The following is a 13,240-nucleotide window of genomic DNA, read 5'->3' as shown; positions in this document are numbered from 1 at the left end:
GTCAGCTGGGTGTCGGCGGGTTCGGCAGGTGCTCGTAGAGGGTGCGGCAGACACCGATGATGTGCTGCTCGATCAGTTCGCCGGCCTTGTCGGCGTCGCCGGCACGGCAGGCGGCGAGTATTTCGCGATGCTCCTGGTCGGCGCGGTCCTTGCCCTCGGACAGACTCATCTGCATGCGCAGGTAGCGTTCGACCTTGTCGTGGATCGAGCGGATCAGGTTGACCAGGAACGGCCGTTGCGCCGGTTCGTAGAGGCAGGCGTGCAGCTTCCAGTTCAGTTCGGCCCAGTGGCCGATGTCGGTCTCGCCGACGAACTCCTGGCAGATGCGTTCGGCGCGGGCGAAGGTTTCCTCGGTCATGTTCGGCACCGCCAGGCGGATCGCCTGGACCTCCAGCAGCACCCGCACCTCGAAGATCTGCGCCAGCTCGGGTTCGGATATCCTGGTCACCACCGCGCCCTTGTTGCGCTGGAACATCACCAGTCCCTCGGCTTCCAGGCGCTTGAGCGCCTCGCGCACGGGGATCTTGCTGACGTTGAACAGGCGCGCCACGTCGTCCTGGCGGATCGGTTCGTCTTCGGCGAAGTGGCCGCCGATGATCGCCTCGCGCAGGTGCTTGGTGATGATCTCCGAGGCGGTCGGGGTGACGCCGAGGTTGGGCGCGTTGAAACTGGGCAGTGGCAAGGGCGAGTCCCCGCTTAGGGTCATGGTTGCGGATATTGTATACGAGGCCCCGCGCGCCGTGCGCCCGCCATCAACCCGCAGTGAGCGCCGTTTCAAACTGTACCGGGGATTGGCCGATGGGTGGGCGGATGCGTTGAGCACCTGGGCGTGGCGGAGGTACACTGCCGGCCCCGTGTGGCCTGGTTAGCTGGAGTGAACGATGCGCAAAGACAAGAAGCAGGTGATTGGCGAAGAGATCGGTGAAGAGTCGATCAAACTGTTTCTCGCGGTGGAGCCGGCCGATGCCACGCCGCCTTCCTTGCACAAACTGATCAAGGCCTACCGCGGCCTGCGCATCGACGACTTCGAGCGTTTCGTCGGCTTCTTCGTCGAGGCCGGCTACGACCTCGAGGCCAAGGACGAGCAGGGCAACGACTTCATCGACCTGATCCAGGATCAGCGCCAGGCCGAACCCTATATCGAGGTGATCAAGGCCGCCCGCCGCTGAATCAGCGCCGACGATAAGAAAGCCCGCCCAGTCGCGGGCTTTTTTCTGCGCGGTCTAGAGCGTCCCGGCCTTTTTCCAGGCCAGGTAGCGGCTGACCAGCTGTGGGCCCAGCTCGCTGGGTCGGGCATCGAGCACCGGCACGTCGTGTGCGGCCAGGCGCTCGTGCAGACGGGCGCGGGCATTGAGGTAGTCCACGGTGCCGCAGTAGGCCAGGGCGCCCTCGAAATCCTCCACCGGTGCCTGGCGCAGGCTGTCGAGCACTTCCTCGCGCAGGCTGGCGATCAGCACCCGGTGCTGGCGGCCCAGACGCCTGACCGCGGTCAGCAGCTCGTCGTCGTCCTCGTCGCGCAGGTTGGTCACCAGCACCACCAGGGCGCGGCGCCGCTGGCGGCTGAGCAGCAGGTCGGCGGCGGCGGCGAAGTCGGCCGGCTGGCCGCTGGTCTCGAGGTCGTACACGGCATTGAGCAAGACTTTGAGCTGCGCCGCACCCTTGACCGGCGCCAGGAAGCGCCCGTGCTCCACGGCGAAGGTCGCCAGGCCCACCGCGTCGCCCTGGCGCAGCGCCACGTAGCTGAGCAGCAGGCTGGCGTTGAGGGCGTGGTCGAAGTGCGCCAGTTCGCCGTCCTGGCTGCGCATGCGCCGGCCGCAATCGAGCAGGAAGACGATCTGCTGGTCACGCTCGTCCTGGTACTCGCGGGCGATCGGTGTGCGCTTGCGCGCGGTGGCCTTCCAGTCGATCTGGCGCAGGCTGTCGCCGTCGCGGAACTCGCGCAGCTGGTGGAACTCCTGGCCCAGGCCGCGGCGCTGATGCTGGCGCACGCCGAGTTGGCTGAGCCAGTGGTCCACCGCCATCAGCTGGGCGCCGTAGAGGCGGGCGAAGTACGGGTAGACGCGGGTTTCACCAGCCAGCGCCAGGTGGCGCCGCGCGCGCCACAGGCCGAGGGGGCTGGGCAGGCCGATTTCGCACAGGGGGAAATGGAAGTGGCCGCGCTGCAGCGGGCGCACGCGGTAGGCGACGCGGGTCAGCTGGCCGGGATGCAGCATGACGCGCTGGGGCAGGTGCTCGACGGCCATGCCGGCGGGGACGTGGTCGAACAGCTCCAGCTGCAGCGAACGGGGATAGTCGTGGTGCAGGCACAGGTGCACCTCGTGCCAGCGCCCCAGCGGCAGATTGCCCGGCAACTGGCGCTCGAGCTGTGGCGAGGGCAGGCGGCGCAGGCGCAGGGCGTCGACCAGCGCCACGCCAAACAGCACCAGCAGCAGGCCCCACCAGAGCGCCTGCAGGGTGGCGGGCAGCGGGATCGCCAGGGCGTGCAGGGCGCCGAGCAGCAGGGCCAGGGCGAACAGGCTGGCGAGCAGGGCCAGCAGCAGGCGCGACGGCTTCATGCTTCACCCGTGTTGGAGTCGCTCATAGGCGCGGCGCCGCCACCTGGTCGAGCAACTGGCGCAGCACCTGGTCGACCGACAGGCCTTCGATATCCAGCTCCGGCGCCAGGCGCACGCGGTGGCGCAGCACGGCCAGGGCGCAGCCCTTGATGTCGTCGGGCACCACGAAGTCGCCGCCGCGCAGCAGGGCGCGGGCGCGCCCGCCACGCACCAGGGCGATCGAGGCGCGGGGGCCGGCGCCGATGGCCAGCCCCGGCCAGCTGCGGGTGGCACGGGCCAGGCGCACGGCGTAGTCGAGTACCTGATCGTCGATCGGCAGGTCGCTGGCGATCTTCTGGATGGCCTGAACGTCCTTGGCCTGCAGCAGGGTGCGCAGGGCGGTGACCTCGAGCATGTCGGCCTTGGTCGACCGGGCGACCTGGCGCACCATGCGCATTTCCTCGTCCTGCTCGGGATAGTCCATGCGCAGCTTGAGCATGAAACGGTCCAGCTCCGCCTCGGGCAGCGGGTAGGTGCCCTCCTGTTCGATCGGGTTCTGGGTGGCCAGCACCATGAACGGCAGCGGCACCGCCAGGGCACGGCCCTCCAGGGTGACCTGGCGCTCCTGCATCACTTCCAGCAGCGCCGCCTGGGTCTTGGCCGGGGCCCGGTTGATCTCGTCGGCCAGCAGCAGATTGGTGAACACCGGCCCCTTGCGCAGCTTGAACTGTTCGCTGGCCAGGTCGTACACGGCATGGCCGGTGACGTCGCTGGGCATCAGGTCCGGGGTGAACTGGATGCGCGCGAACTCGCCGCCGAAGCAGCGGGCCAGGGCGCGCACCAGCAGGGTCTTGCCGAGACCGGGAACGCCCTCGATCAGCACGTGGCCACCGGCGATCAGGGCGGTGAGCACATCGTCGATCACCTCGCCCTGGCCGATCAGCGCCTTCTGCAGCTCCAGACGCAGGGCCTGGACCAGCTGGCTGGCGCGCTGGCGCTGCGGCGCCGGGTTGGCCGGGGCGCTCGGCGTGGGGGCTGCGGTGGGGGCGGTGGCCGGGCTGCTCGGTTGGTCGGGCGTGTATTCGCTCATAGGGTATTCCTGAGGAGTTGCAGGTGGGCGACCTGACGGGTGAAGTCGGCGGCGGTCAGGCGCTGCTGGGGCGGCGGCCGCATGGCTTGGCTGATGGCGCGCGATGGCAGGCGGCTCAGGCGAGCGAGCACCTGCCATTGTTCGGCCACGCCGAGGCGTTCGAATCCGGGGTGACGCTGGCGCGCGCGGCGCTGGATATCCTGCTGCAGGCCCTGCAGCAGGCTGTGCTGGCCGTCGCGCCGGAGAAGGAAATCGGCGCTGCCACGCAGGTGTTCGCGCAGCTGCCGGCGTGCCAGGCTGGCCGGCAGCTGCAGCGGGCCCTGGCGCATACCGACATGCCACAGAGCCAGGGCGAGCAGCAGGGCCAGGGCGACCAGGGCCTGGGGGAAGTGTCGCAGCAGCAGGCTCAGCAGGTCATCGCGCTCGGCCCGGTAGAGCAGGGTCACGGCGCTGTCCTGGCTCAGGTACCAGAGCAGCCAGGCGTTGTCGTATCGGGCGATCCGGTCGTTCCGCCAGATCCAGGCGTCGCTCAGCACCGTGACCAGGCCGTCGCCGTGATACAGCTGCAGCATGTGCGTGGCTTCGCCGCCGTTGGCCCAAGCATGGGCGCGGTTCTGCGCGTCGTACAGGTGGAAGCCGGTATCGAAGCCGATATAGGCCGGCGCGTGCTCGTTCTCCAGATACAGCTGGGTCAGCTGCGGGTAGCGATTGGCCTCGTCCAAGGGCTCCGCCGCCGGGTCGCTTGCGGCGTCTTCGGTTGAGCTGTCTTCGGCGTCGAGCGCGTCGCTCTGGTATTGCTGGATGCCGAGGCGGTCGAGCAGCAGGTCGCCGCTGGCGCCGGCCTTCTCGTCCCACAGGCGCTCGGCGACGAACAGCAGGTGCCCGCCCTTGGCCGCCCAGTCGAGCAGGCGCTCGGCCTGGCGCGGGCTCATGTGCTGTCGATCGCCGAGCAGCAGCAGGGTCTGGCCAGCGCTGGGCAGCTCCGGCAGCAGCTGCAGGCCGTCGGCACGCTGCACCTGCAGGCCCTGGCGGCGCAGGAAGTGTTCGGCGGCCAGGTAGGGGTTGACCCTGGCCTCGGGCGCCGGGCCGTGCTCGATCGTCTGTTGGTAGGGCTCCAGGCGCCCCAGCAGATAAAGGGCCAGCAGGCCGAGCAGCAGGCACAGCGCGGCGCCGAGGAGGAACTGGCGGCGCCGGCTCATGCTCGCACCTCGCCGGCGAACAGGCGCCGCCAGGCGTCGCACAGTTGCACCCTGAGTTCGTCCGGCGGTAGGCGATGGCCGTAGGCGAGGTTCTGCCAGTGGTGGATCAGCGTGCGGCTGAAATCGTCCACGTCTTCCTGCTCCAGCTGGTGAACCAGCTGGAGCAGCTCGGCTTCGGTGTGGGCGCTGTTCAGCGGCACGCGGTAGTCGTGCAGCAGGCGGCTGAGCAGGGCGCGGTAGAGCAGGCCCAGGGCTGCGCGGGGCTGTTCGGCCCAGAGCCGCTCGACCTCGCCGGGCACGTCTGCCGGCAGGCTTTGCGGCGTGACTTCCAGGCCGAACAACTGGCTCGGGGGTGCCGCTGCGGCCCGCGGCGCGGCGCCCGGACGGCCGACGAAGGCGCCCAGCCAGTCGCGGTAGCGGCGCACCAGCATGAGCAACAGGCCGAACAGACAGGCCCACAGCAGGACCTCGAAGAACAGCGCGAGGCTGTCCAGGTGCTGCCAGTACTCGACCAGCTTGCGCAACTGTTCGAGCAGCGCCTGGAGGTCCAGATCATTCCCTTGCTCGGCCGGCTCGGCCTCGCCCAGGCGCCAGCGGGTGACGGTCTCGCGGTGTTCGAAGGGCGGTGCATCCAGCAGCTGGCCGATGCTTTGCTGGGCGCCCTGGCTGCTCAGCGGCTGCTTGAGCAGGCGTGGCGCCTCGGGACCATGGGGATCTTCCGCTGGCAGCGCACAGCTGCTGGTGTCGGCCGCCAGCGCCGGGCCCGGCGCCTGGGCCAGAACCAGTCCCAGGCCCAGGATCAGCGCGTAGGCCGCGCCGGTAAGGCGCTGGCGTAACCGGCGGAACGTCAGCTCGATGTCCCAGGCTTCCAGGGCGGTGCGGCGGTTGAGGTAGAGGCTGAAGCCGCAGGCCACATACATTGGCTCCCAGAGCACCAGCACCAGGGCGTAGAGCAGGTTGGACAGGTGTTCCAGCCACAGCCAGTCGCTGGCGCTGGCCTGGATCAGGCTCTGCCAGCCCCAATCCAGTTCGATCTGCTGGGGCAGCAGCAGGTAGAACAGGCCGATCAGACCCAGCCATAACGCCATCTCCAGGTGCACGCCGACCAGGGTGAGCCAGGTCGCCGCCGACGCATCGCGCTGTCCCAGCACCGCCAGGCGTGCGCTGCGTGTCTGGCCGGCCAGGCCTTCGAGCTGCAGCACCGGCAGGTCGAAGCTGCGGCTGGGGCTGAGGCGGCGCCAGGTCAGGCTGGCCAGCAGCTGCGGTCTGAGCAGGCCGGGCCAGGCCTTCAGGGCCTGCTGCAGGGTCGGCGTATCGCCGAACAGGGCGCGGCCGAGGATGTACAGCGGCAGGCGCTCGAAGGCCGGCTTCAGCCACCAGAAGGCGAGAATGGCCCAGCCGGGGTGCTCCCACAGCAGCGCGCACAGCAGGGCGAAGATCGGCAGGGTCACCAGGGCCCAGCTGGCCATCAGCAGCCCGGCATGGCGGCGGGCGAGCAGCACGCCGAGGTCCAGTGCCTCCCAGGCGGGGCGCGGGCGGATCGTCACGCTGGCGTCAGTCAGGCGCATGGCCACCTCGTCCCGCGAGTAACAGGTAGGCCAGCACCAACAGCCAGAGCGCCGCGCCGACCGCGTACTTGAGCGGGGCGCTGGCCAGGGTCATCGACGACCAGTAGGCCTCGATGAAGGCTGCCAGCAGGAGAAACAGGGTGGCCCCGCCAACCAGGCGTACGCCGCCCGCGGCGGCCCGGCGCAGGGCATCGCTGCGCGGCAGACGGCCCGGGGCGAGCAGCGCCCAGCCGAGCTTGAGGCCGGCGGCCCCGGCCAGGGCGATGGCGGTCAACTCGAAGGCGCCGTGGCCGATGACGAAGGACCAGAAGGTCTGGCCGTAGCCGATCTGCGTCAGGTGACCGGCCACCGCGCCGATCATCAGGCCGTTGAACAGCAGGAAGAACAGGCTGCCGAGGCCCAGCAGCAGGCCGCTGGCGAAGGTCTGAAAGGCGATGCCGATGTTGTTCATGATGTAGAAGCCGAACATCATCCAGTCGTCGCCGGAGTCGCGCTCGCCGAAACGCCCCAGGCGACTGGCGTCCGGATCGTACATGCGCTCCATGCCGGCCACCTGCTCCGGGGCGACCAGGCTGTAGACCAGATCCGGGAACAGATAGACCAGCATGCCCATGCCCAGCAGGCTGCCGAAGAACAGCAAACTGGCCGCCAGCACGCAGCGCCATTCGGCCCGGACCAGGCGCGGAAAGCCGCCGAGCAGGAAACCGAGCAGCTGCGCGCCGAGCGGGCTGCGGTGACGGTAGAACTGCTGGTGTCCGCGCATCACCTGCTGTTGCAGCTGCTCGACCAGCTGGCTGCTGTAGCCACGCGCCTGTGCCAGGGCCAGGTGCTGGCACTGGCGCCGATAGGCGGCGGCGAAGCCGCGGCACTGCTGCGGGTCGGCCTTGTCGCGCTCGAGTGCCTCGAGCAGGGTGGCGAAGGTCTGCCAGTCGGCCTGATGGCGAAGCTCGAACTGACTCTGCTTCATGTCGGCCCCAGCAGGCCGCGGGCGATGCCATGGAGCCGCTGTTCGGCCTGCTCCGGCGGCACCTGCAGCGGTTCGGCGAGCAGGGCCGCCAGTTCGCCCCGGCGGGCGCTGGACAACTGCTCGGCGCGCTCGGCGAACGCCAGCAGGGCACGTTGTTCGCTAAGGCTGAGGCCGATGGGTGCCGGCACGGGCTCGGCGTGCGGCAGGCTGCGCGGCGCCGGCGGTGTGTCGCGGTAGACCACCAGGGTGCCGGCGGCGAGGTCGCCGAGACGTTTGAAGGCCGGGTGATTGAGACAACTGAGGATGCCCAGGGTATAGGCGAACGGCAGGAGGTCGACGACGCGCAGCAGATTGCGGGTCAGCGAGGCGGCCCAGCCGACCGGGGTGCCGTCGTCGTGCACCACGCGCAGGCCGAGCAGCTGCTTGCCGGGTGAGCGACCCTGGTTGAGCACCTCGAACAGCACCATGTACCACCAGGTCACCAGGAACAGCAGGATGGTCGCCAGGCCCATGCCGAACTGGCCGAGCAGGCCGAGGAGGATGAACAGGGCGGCCAGCAGCAGACCGCGGATCGCCAGGTCGATGCTGAACGCCAGGGCGCGCGGCACCAGGCCGGCGGGGCGCAGGTTCAGGTCGATGCCTTCCGGCGTTTCCACCGGGTAACGGGTATCCAGCGGCGGCCTGTGCGCGGCGGGTGGGCAAGTGGCGGAGAAGAGCGGCATCGGCAGACTGCGTCGAAGAAAGCCCGATGCTAGCCAGCAGCAGGCGGGTAAGCAACCGGACTCGGTGGCGGGCCCGGTGTCTTGGGGCGTTGGTCGGGGCGCCGCTCGCTACTGAGGGGGCGGCAATACACCGAAAATGGTGCGGTAGAGCACGCCCATGGCCACCACGAACAGCGGCATGCTCCAGACCAGGCCGATGCCCAGGGGAATGGCGCTGACCATGAAAATCAGAGCGAGCAGCAGGAACAGGCCGAAGACCTTGAACCAGTGCTGGGTGATCGCCTTGCGCGATGCTTCCAGAGCCTGCCAGGGCGACAGGCCGCGCTCCACCACCAGCGGAATGGCCAGTGCATAGGCCACGCCGAGATACAGGCCCGGAATAATGAGCAGAAGCGTACCCACATAAAACAGGACGGTCATGATCAGCGCCGTGACGAATACCGGAGCTGCCCGACCGAAGTGGCTGAAGATTTCGTTGAAGTTGAGTGGCTGGCCGGCGGCGCGGCGAATGCCGACCATGCTGACACCGGCCATGAAGGGGTAGGCCAAGGCGGTAGCCAAGATGCCGAAGACCAGCTCGCCGACCACGGCGCCAGCTGAGCCCGCGCTGAACAAGCCGAGAACGCCGAACGCACCCCCCAGGAGCAGGGAGGCGACTAGCATCACCCCGTAGAACACCAGCGCACCGCCGATGATGATGCCCTTGGTGCCCTTGACCAAGCGCCAGGATTCGCCGAGCAATTCGCCGATGCGAAAGTCATAGCCGCGACTCAGGGCTTCTTCGATGGTCGGCACCTGATCGTCGCGGCTCGGTTCCTGCAATTCGCTGGTCGGCGCAGCGTAGGGGTTGGAGCTGATGGTTTCGCTCATGGGACATCCTTGTGCACAAGAGTGGGTCAAGTGGCCACTCTAGCTGTGTCGGCCCGCTGCCGGCAAGACGCCGGCCAGGCCGGCTGCGTACTGGAGCAAGTGTCTGCGCCGCCAATCCACGCCGGGCTGGATGCTAGACTGCCGCGGCCACCGACTCGGGAAAAGCACGTGACTTCCATCTTCTGGTACGACTACGAAACCACCGGCATCGACCCGCGGCGTGATCGGCCCTTGCAGGTCGCCGGCATTCGCACCGATGAGCAACTGCGGGAAATCGGCGAGCCGCTGAACATCTACTGCCAGCCCAGCGACGACATCCTGCCCCACCCGGCCGCCTGCCTGGTCACCGGCATCACCCCGGGGCGCCTGGCGCAACAGGGCCTGGGCGAAGCCGAGTTCATGACCCGGGTGCACGCCGAGCTGGCCCAGCCCGGCACCTGTGGCGCCGGCTACAACAGCCTGCGCTTCGACGATGAGGTCACCCGCTACAGCCTCTACCGCAACTTCTTCGACCCCTATGCCCGTGAATGGCAGGGCGGCAACAGTCGCTGGGACCTGATCGACCTGGTGCGCACGGCCTATGCCTTGCGACCGGAGGGCATCGTCTGGCCTCAGGAGGAGGGCCGCGTCAGCCTCAAGCTGGAGCGCCTGACCCAGGCCAACGGCATCGACCACGGTCAGGCCCACGATGCGCTTTCCGACGTGCGCGCGACCATCGCCCTGGCGCGTCTGCTGCGCGACAAGCAGCCCAAGCTGTACGACTACCTCTATCAACTGCGCAGCAAGCCGCGCGTGCTCGATCAGGTTCGCCTGCTGCAGCCGCTGGTGCATGTGTCCGGGCGCTTCGCCGGCGCCCGCCACTATCTGTCGGTGGTTCTGCCGCTGGCCTGGCACCCACGCAATCGCAATGCCCTGATTGTCTGCGACCTGCAGGCCGATCCTGCACCCTTGCTGGGCGAAGATGGAGAAACCTTGCGCCAGCGCCTGTACACCCGGCGCGAGCAATTGGCCGAGGGTGAACTACCGGTACCGCTGAAGTTGCTGCATATCAACCGTTGTCCGGTGGTGGCGCCACTCAAGGTATTGCGCGAGGAAGATATTCAGCGCCTGCAGTTGGATATGCCGGAGTGCCAGGCCCGGGCCAAGCTGCTCGCGGACACTCAGGCGCAGTGGCAGGACAAACTTGCCCTGGTTTACGGCGAAGAAACCTTCGCCGCGAACGAAGATCCGGAGCAGCAGTTATATGAAGGGTTTATTGGCGATCGCGACCGGCGTCTGTGCGAGCAGGTGCGTAATGCCGAGCCGTCAGTCCTGGCAACGCAAAGCTGGCCGTTCGATGATGCGCGCTTGCCGGAGTTGTTGTTCCGCTATCGCGCGCGAAATTTCTTCCCCAGTTTGACCGCGGCCGAGCAACAGCGCTGGCGCGAGTTCTGTCAACAACGATTAAGTCGCGCGGAATGCGGCGCGCCCAATACCCTGGAAAGTTTCGAGGTGGCGGTGGCCGAACTGTTCACGACGGCGTCGCCGGAGCAGCAGTCGCTGTTGTGCCAGTGGCGGGACTACGCGCAGCAATTGCGGGAGCGCTACACGCTTTAACGAATCGAGGGTGCTCGGATATGGGGGCGGCGTTTTGCCCGCAATCTAGTTCGAGTGCGTGCGGCGCGGCGCTGCTGGGCAAAGACTATTTGGCTGATGGGCACCAGGGAGCCGCTATTGTCGCCGGCTGTATTGGTTCTTGCGTCCACCTTTATTTGTCGCGCTGCTACGTGTCCGTAGGACGTGGCCTCAACCGCAGGGCGAGCGAAGTTGGGTAACCGATAGGGCAGGCGTACGACGAATTCAGTTGCGCTCGGCAAGTGCGCCGGGGCGCGTTACGCCGGCGTACTTGAGTTGTGAGTTGGCTTGGGAATGGCCGAGTGGCGGTTGATATTGCTGATCCTGCGGCCATAAAAAAACGCCAACTCGGCTGGCGTTCTTTTATGCGCTGAAAATCAACGTAGACGCGGTGATCAACCCAGCAGGGTGGCCCAGCTTTCTACGACATCGCCGCCCCACTTGGCTTTCCACTCTTTCAGCGTCTTGTGATTGCCACCCTTGGTTTCAATCACTTCACCGGTGTTCGGGTTCTTGTACTGCTTCACCTTGCGCGCGCGCTTGGTACCGGCCGGCTTGGCGGTGCGGGCGGCTTTGCTGACTTTGGCTTCCGGGTCGAGCAGGGCAATGATGTCGCGCAGGGACTTCTGGTATTCGCCCATCAGCGTGCGCAGCTTGCCTTCGAATTCCAGCTCTTTCTTCAGCTTGTCGTCTTGCGACAGGTTCTTCAGGCGCTCTTGCAGCTCTTTGATGGCTTCTTCGGTGGCGCGGTATTCATTGATCAGCGACATAGGTTTACCTTGATCCGTAATTGGGTGATGGCTAAGTGTCGGTAATAATAGTCAGGCACTTTTCACAAGTAAACTGGTTTATTGATGAATGTCACAAACCGTCATATTTATGGGTTCTTTTTGCCGGGCGTTAACTCTTGGCTGCGCCGCAGGGCGTAATTGCTCGGGCAGTCCGGGTCTTATCGGCTGGCGCTAAAGTACCCTGCAAGTCGCTAGCGCGTCGGCGTTATTGGCGGTCGCGGGGTAGTCGGCTGAGCCACGTCGGCTTTTGCTTTCGGGCTACTGCAGTTTTCCTGCGCGCTGGCTAGAATGGCCGACTTTGCAAAAACTCTGGAGTCTCTAATGCGCACTTTTCGGCTGGTCATCGCCTGTCCGGACCGCGTCGGTATCGTGGCCAAGGTCAGTAATTTTCTGGCGACCTACAACGGCTGGATAACCGAGGCGAGTCACCACTCGGATACGCAGAGCGGGTGGTTCTTTATGCGCCATGAGATTCGCGCCGACTCCTTGCCGTTTGAACTAGAGGGGCTGCGCCAGGCCTTTGCGCCGATAGCCCGGGAATTTTCCATGGAATGGCGGATTACCGATTCGGCGCAGAAAAAGCGAGTGGTGCTGATGGCCAGCCGTGAGTCGCATTGCCTGGCCGACTTGCTGCACCGTTGGCACAGCAATGAACTCGATTGCGATATTCCCTGTGTCATTTCCAATCATGACGAGTTGCGCAGCATGGTCGAATGGCATGGCATTCCTTATTTCCATGTACCGGTCGAGTCGCAGAACAAGCAACCGGCCTTCGCCGAAGTGGAGCGGCTGGTCAAGGCCCATGGCGCCGATGCCATCGTCCTGGCGCGCTACATGCAGATTCTTCCTCCGCAACTCTGTGCCGAGTTTTCTCAGCGGGTGATCAACATCCATCACAGTTTTCTACCGTCGTTCGTAGGCGCCAAGCCCTATCACCAGGCTTCGATGCGTGGCGTGAAACTGATTGGCGCTACGTCGCACTATGTCACCGAAGAGCTGGATGCCGGGCCGATCATCGAGCAGGACGTGGTGCGCGTGAGTCACCGCGACAGCGTCGAGGAAATGGTCCGCCTGGGTAAGGATGTGGAGAAGATGGTGCTGTCCCGTGGGCTACGCTATCACTTGGAAGACCGGGTGCTGGTGCACGACAACAAGACGGTGGTGTTCGACTGAGCTTGCTGGCGTGGGCCGCTAGGGTGGACGGCACAGGAGTTCGCTTATGCTCAAGTCAATCAAGGTGCGGGACTACATGACGCGCCATCTGGTGACCTTTCGGTCCGATACCGATTTGTTCACCGCCATCAACCGCCTGCTGGAGCACCGCATTTCCGGCGCGCCAGTGGTCGATTCCCAGGGCCACCTGATCGGCCTGCTGTCGGAGGGCGACTGCCTGCGTGGGATACTCTCGGGCGCCTACTACGAGGCCATTGGCGGCACTGTCAGCGGCTACATGAACACCGAGGTGGAGACCATTTCGCCGGAGGTCGACATCATCGAGGTGTCCCAGCGCTTTCTGCGCGGGCGCCTGGGGCGGCTGCCGGTGATCGAGGACGGCCGGCTGGTGGGGCAGATCAGCCGCAGCGACGTGTTGCGCGCGGTCAAGGAGTTCGCCCAGCACGAGCAGGGTGTCGAACAGGCATAGACTGCGTCCTGGCCGCCGTCAGAGGATGAAACGATGAAGGATCCACTCGCGCGCGCCACCTCGAGGCCGCCGCCGACGCTCGGCGAAGGCTGCGTGCGGCGATATGACCCCGAGGCCATGGACGAAAGCATTGGCAGCGATTTCTCCGGCGCCGCCGAGCTGTGGCGGCAGTTGCAGGAGCAGCCCGAGCGGCCGGAGAAGCCGCAGGAGAAGTGAAACGGGGCGCCTTGAGAGCGCCCCGTT

General features: G+C 66.5%; 14 protein-coding genes. 5 read left to right on the top strand and 9 right to left on the bottom strand.

The features are described from left to right. Position 1: 1 nt before the first annotated feature. On the bottom strand, positions 2 to 676 hold the full coding sequence (locus KDW96_RS07355) for a GntR family transcriptional regulator (protein WP_370295440.1): 675 nt from the start codon (positions 674 to 676) through the stop codon (positions 2 to 4). Between the two features lie 205 nt (positions 677 to 881). On the opposite strand from KDW96_RS07355, the gene KDW96_RS07350 reads away from it, so the two are divergent. Next, on the top strand, positions 882 to 1,169 hold the full coding sequence (locus tag KDW96_RS07350) for a PA4642 family protein (protein WP_255839787.1): 288 nt from the start codon (positions 882 to 884) through the stop codon (positions 1,167 to 1,169). Positions 1,170 to 1,223: 54 nt separating this feature from the next. On the opposite strand, the gene KDW96_RS07345 is transcribed toward KDW96_RS07350, so the two are convergent. The 7 genes from KDW96_RS07345 to KDW96_RS07315 form a co-directional block, all read right to left on the bottom strand. Beyond that, the gene (locus KDW96_RS07345) at positions 1,224 to 2,555 is read right to left on the bottom strand and encodes a DUF58 domain-containing protein (protein ID WP_255839786.1); all 1,332 of its coding nucleotides are present in this window, start codon (positions 2,553 to 2,555) and stop codon (positions 1,224 to 1,226) included. Positions 2,556 to 2,577: 22 nt separating this feature from the next. After that, positions 2,578 to 3,624: an AAA family ATPase gene (locus tag KDW96_RS07340; protein WP_255839785.1), complete on the bottom strand. Its 1,047-nt coding sequence runs from the start codon at positions 3,622 to 3,624 to the stop codon at positions 2,578 to 2,580. Continuing rightward, on the bottom strand, positions 3,621 to 4,823 hold the full coding sequence (locus KDW96_RS07335) for a DUF4350 domain-containing protein (protein ID WP_255839784.1): 1,203 nt from the start codon (positions 4,821 to 4,823) through the stop codon (positions 3,621 to 3,623). Before KDW96_RS07335 ends, KDW96_RS07340 begins: the two co-directional genes overlap by 4 nt. Beyond that, positions 4,820 to 6,391 (bottom strand): DUF4129 domain-containing protein, encoded by a 1,572-nt coding sequence (locus KDW96_RS07330; protein ID WP_255839783.1) that lies wholly within the window; start codon positions 6,389 to 6,391, stop codon positions 4,820 to 4,822. Before KDW96_RS07330 ends, KDW96_RS07335 begins: the two co-directional genes overlap by 4 nt. Further along, on the bottom strand, positions 6,378 to 7,358 hold the full coding sequence (locus KDW96_RS07325) for a stage II sporulation protein M (RefSeq protein ID WP_255839782.1): 981 nt from the start codon (positions 7,356 to 7,358) through the stop codon (positions 6,378 to 6,380). The genes KDW96_RS07330 and KDW96_RS07325 overlap by 14 nt, the downstream gene beginning before the upstream one ends. After that, the gene (locus KDW96_RS07320; RefSeq protein ID WP_255839781.1) at positions 7,355 to 8,080 is read right to left on the bottom strand and encodes an RDD family protein; all 726 of its coding nucleotides are present in this window, start codon (positions 8,078 to 8,080) and stop codon (positions 7,355 to 7,357) included. The genes KDW96_RS07325 and KDW96_RS07320 overlap by 4 nt, the downstream gene beginning before the upstream one ends. Positions 8,081 to 8,188: 108 nt before the next feature. Beyond that, on the bottom strand, positions 8,189 to 8,950 hold the full coding sequence (locus KDW96_RS07315) for a DUF975 family protein (RefSeq protein ID WP_255839780.1): 762 nt from the start codon (positions 8,948 to 8,950) through the stop codon (positions 8,189 to 8,191). Positions 8,951 to 9,118: 168 nt separating this feature from the next. On the opposite strand from KDW96_RS07315, the gene sbcB reads away from it, so the two are divergent. Beyond that, positions 9,119 to 10,546 (top strand): exodeoxyribonuclease I, encoded by a 1,428-nt coding sequence (sbcB, locus tag KDW96_RS07310; protein ID WP_255839779.1) that lies wholly within the window; start codon positions 9,119 to 9,121, stop codon positions 10,544 to 10,546. A gap of 413 nt (positions 10,547 to 10,959) precedes the next feature. Here the strand turns inward: sbcB and mvaT are convergent, their stop codons facing one another. Beyond that, entirely contained in the window at positions 10,960 to 11,334 is a 375-nt protein-coding gene (mvaT, locus tag KDW96_RS07305) for a histone-like nucleoid-structuring protein MvaT (protein WP_255839778.1), read from the bottom strand. A gap of 342 nt (positions 11,335 to 11,676) precedes the next feature. Here mvaT and purU point away from each other — a divergent pair, with 342 nt between their 5' ends. Genes purU through KDW96_RS07290 form a run of 3 tightly spaced genes read left to right on the top strand, consistent with a single transcriptional unit; the run spans position 11,677 to position 13,213 of the window. Continuing rightward, positions 11,677 to 12,528 carry a formyltetrahydrofolate deformylase gene (gene purU, locus KDW96_RS07300; protein ID WP_255839777.1) on the top strand — a complete coding sequence of 284 codons (852 nt, stop codon included), beginning with the start codon at positions 11,677 to 11,679 and terminating at the stop codon, positions 12,526 to 12,528. Between the two features lie 46 nt (positions 12,529 to 12,574). Then, positions 12,575 to 12,997 carry a CBS domain-containing protein gene (locus tag KDW96_RS07295; RefSeq protein ID WP_255839776.1) on the top strand — a complete coding sequence of 141 codons (423 nt, stop codon included), beginning with the start codon at positions 12,575 to 12,577 and terminating at the stop codon, positions 12,995 to 12,997. 33 nt (positions 12,998 to 13,030) lie between these two features. Next, positions 13,031 to 13,213 carry a hypothetical protein gene (locus tag KDW96_RS07290; protein WP_255839775.1) on the top strand — a complete coding sequence of 61 codons (183 nt, stop codon included), beginning with the start codon at positions 13,031 to 13,033 and terminating at the stop codon, positions 13,211 to 13,213. Positions 13,214 to 13,240: the final 27 nt, after the last annotated feature.

This window comes from Pseudomonas benzenivorans (assembly GCF_024397895.1).
In the GTDB taxonomy this organism is placed as follows: Bacteria; Pseudomonadota; Gammaproteobacteria; order Pseudomonadales; family Pseudomonadaceae; genus Aquipseudomonas; species Aquipseudomonas benzenivorans_A.
Note: the sequence above shows the minus strand (reverse complement) of the source record. Positions and strands in the feature narration are given on the sequence as shown.

Bases quoted from the DNA above. Each gene is read 5' to 3' on its own strand.
- KDW96_RS07315 (WP_255839780.1), bottom strand. From the start codon at position 8,950: ATGAGCGAAACCATCAGCTCCAACCCCTACGCTGCGCCGACCAGCGAA.
- KDW96_RS07330 (WP_255839783.1), bottom strand. From the start codon at position 6,391: ATGCGCCTGACTGACGCCAGCGTGACGATCCGCCCGCGCCCCGCCTGG.
- KDW96_RS07350 (WP_255839787.1), top strand. From the start codon at position 882: ATGCGCAAAGACAAGAAGCAGGTGATTGGCGAAGAGATCGGTGAAGAG.
- KDW96_RS07340 (WP_255839785.1), bottom strand. From the start codon at position 3,624: ATGAGCGAATACACGCCCGACCAACCGAGCAGCCCGGCCACCGCCCCC.
- mvaT (WP_255839778.1), bottom strand. From the start codon at position 11,334: ATGTCGCTGATCAATGAATACCGCGCCACCGAAGAAGCCATCAAAGAG.
- KDW96_RS07320 (WP_255839781.1), bottom strand. From the start codon at position 8,080: ATGCCGCTCTTCTCCGCCACTTGCCCACCCGCCGCGCACAGGCCGCCG.
- KDW96_RS07295 (WP_255839776.1), top strand. From the start codon at position 12,575: ATGCTCAAGTCAATCAAGGTGCGGGACTACATGACGCGCCATCTGGTG.
- KDW96_RS07335 (WP_255839784.1), bottom strand. From the start codon at position 4,823: ATGAGCCGGCGCCGCCAGTTCCTCCTCGGCGCCGCGCTGTGCCTGCTG.
- KDW96_RS07325 (WP_255839782.1), bottom strand. From the start codon at position 7,358: ATGAAGCAGAGTCAGTTCGAGCTTCGCCATCAGGCCGACTGGCAGACC.
- purU (WP_255839777.1), top strand. From the start codon at position 11,677: ATGCGCACTTTTCGGCTGGTCATCGCCTGTCCGGACCGCGTCGGTATC.
- KDW96_RS07290 (WP_255839775.1), top strand. From the start codon at position 13,031: ATGAAGGATCCACTCGCGCGCGCCACCTCGAGGCCGCCGCCGACGCTC.
- KDW96_RS07345 (WP_255839786.1), bottom strand. From the start codon at position 2,555: ATGAAGCCGTCGCGCCTGCTGCTGGCCCTGCTCGCCAGCCTGTTCGCC.